Source organism: Aliikangiella maris (genome assembly GCF_040719265.1).
Classification (GTDB): Bacteria; Pseudomonadota; Gammaproteobacteria; order Enterobacterales; family Kangiellaceae; genus Aliikangiella; species Aliikangiella maris.
Genome location: NZ_JBFDAH010000100.1, coordinates 1 through 1591, shown reverse-complemented (window position 1 = coordinate 1591; position 1591 = coordinate 1). Strand labels below are relative to the sequence as shown.

Genomic DNA, 1591 nt, shown 5'->3' with positions numbered 1-1591 from the left:
CTGCTAAATATTGATTAATATGATCAATAGATGGATCTGCCTCTAATAATAATTTTTTGGGCACCAAGTTTGAGGGTGTTATCTTAATTTCTATCATTTTTCCATTTAACGCCGAGCACAGCGGAATTTTTGGAGGAGCCTGTTTGTGCTATTAAGCACAAAAAAGAGCGACGCAAAAAATATCCGCTGATGCGATTTGTTAAGTGATTTTAGCAAAGTAACTCCACAGTGTGATCATCTAGATCTCTAATTACTGCTCTACGTCCCCAACTCGTATCATGAGGACTTTCCAATATCTCTGCGCCGATCTCAACCAAAGCAGGCAAGTATTCATCCACACAATCCAGTTTAAATCCGAAGCGGAGATTCGCTGTCGATTTGTCCTTACTTTTTAGTGGATAAATTTCAAAAACAAACCCGTCAACTCCAGATGAATAATGCTCTGGCCCATTTCCATGTTTTTCTTTTCCAAAAAGCAATCCAATAATCTCATAAAAAGACTTAGCGCGCTCAATATCAGTTGAGCGAATTACTAGAAGATTTGCTTTTGGCGGTGGTGCATACATAGATTTCACTTAACAGCTGATTGAATGCAGTAAATCTCGTTAATCTTCAAGCGAACTTTTACTGATTTCAAGTTATCTTTAATATCAATATTTTNTTAACAGCTGATTGAATGCAGTAAATCTCGTTAATCTTCAAGCGAGCTTTTACTGATTTCAAGTTATCTTTAATATCAATATTTTACAGTGGAGAAGATAATTTTCAAGCGTTATTACTCCGCTTTACTGCATATAAATACAGGCGTCATTTGTGTTTATTTTTTAAATCAACCACTTACCAATTACAAAGCGTAGTAAATACAAATACTTGACAAAAGACTACTTATTTGAATAGCGTTTATTTGAAACAACTCAAGGAGAGTGTATAGTGAAAGAGCCACAAAAGCCCAGGCTTACGACACAAGTTAGAGCCGCCATTCGAACACTCAACTATTCGCTTTATACCGAAAGAAATTATGTTTACTGGATTAAGCAGTTTATTCATTATCATCAATTACGACACCCTATAGAAATGAGTGATAATGCGGTCAACAGTTTTCTTACTTATTTACCCGTTATTTTGAAAGCTAGCGTTAAATACAACCATTCATTCTTGGTGAATGGTTTTTCACTTTGCTTATTTTTTAATATGCAAACAGACAATTGATGCTAAAAAAACCTCGAATAATTTAACGATATCGAAACGGGACATCCATAGCTATCGTTCAATACTCTCAAATATCAACTAGACAAACAAGCACCAGTCAGTTAAATTATTTCATAGGATAAAGTATTAATAAGGATATTAATCATGACTCGCTCCCGTAAAACTATTATCGATTTAGAAACCACGCCCTACTACCATTGTATTTCCCGTTGCGTTCGTCGGGCTTTTCTCTGTGGTGAAGACCATTTTTCAGGCCAATCCTATGAACATTGAAGAGAATGGATTGTTGGACGATTAGCTTATCTAGCCAATACTTTTGCGATTGAAATTGCTAGCTATGCCATTATGAGTAATCACTATCATCTAGTGCTGAGAGTTGATA

2 protein-coding genes and 1 pseudogene are annotated in these 1591 nt (G+C 35.5%); 2 read left to right on the top strand and 1 reads right to left on the bottom strand.

The genetic code is table 11. The features are described from left to right. Window positions 1–209 precede the first annotated feature (209 nt). Window positions 210–566, bottom strand: coding sequence for a VOC family protein (locus ABVT42_RS22270; RefSeq protein ID WP_353898239.1), 357 nt, complete (start codon window positions 564–566; stop codon window positions 210–212). Between the two features lie 364 nt (window positions 567–930). On the opposite strand from ABVT42_RS22270, the gene ABVT42_RS22265 reads away from it, so the two are divergent. Together ABVT42_RS22265 and ABVT42_RS22260 are read left to right on the top strand one after the other, a co-directional pair. Beyond that, on the top strand, window positions 931–1209 hold the full coding sequence (locus ABVT42_RS22265; protein WP_367024533.1) for a phage integrase N-terminal SAM-like domain-containing protein: 279 nt from the start codon (window positions 931–933) through the stop codon (window positions 1207–1209). Window positions 1210–1353: 144 nt separating this feature from the next. Continuing rightward, window positions 1354–1591: pseudogene (locus ABVT42_RS22260) on the top strand (transposase); the annotation flags it as partial.